This window comes from Corynebacterium sp. HMSC073D01, assembly GCF_001815555.1.
Lineage (GTDB): Bacteria > Actinomycetota > Actinomycetes > Mycobacteriales > Mycobacteriaceae > Corynebacterium > Corynebacterium glucuronolyticum.
This window is the reverse complement of record NZ_KV821081.1, coordinates 1-396: the sequence shown is the minus strand read 5'-3', so window position 1 is coordinate 396 and position 396 is coordinate 1. Positions and strand designations below refer to the sequence as shown.

1 protein-coding gene is annotated in these 396 nt (G+C 56.8%); it reads left to right on the top strand.

Translation table 11 applies throughout. The annotated features are described in order from the left end of the window. Window positions 1-396, top strand: a 396-nt coding sequence (locus HMPREF3044_RS13575) for an integrase core domain-containing protein (protein ID WP_141759690.1), incomplete at both ends; no start/stop codon positions are given.

Genomic DNA, 396 nt, shown 5'->3' with positions numbered 1-396 from the left:
AAAAAATGGCTCCGCGCACGACCACCCGCAAAAACCGTCAAAGACATGCAAAAACTCCTCGACGAATTTCGCCACTGGTACAACCACGAACGACCCCACAGGGCACTCGGACGACAAACACCCCACCAGGCATACACAACACTACCCAAAGCCAGCCCACAACCACTGGTCACAGAAGACAACCGCGTCAGACACGACAAAGTAGACAAAGCAGGAAGAATCACCCTCCGATTCGCAGGCCACATGCGCTACCTAGGCATAGGACGCGCACACGAAGCAACCCCCACACTCACCGTCATCCACGGCACCCACGCCGTAACCTCCAACGCCGAAACCGGAGAAATCATCGCCGAACACCACATCGACACCGGCCGCCGCTACCAACCCAACCAAATC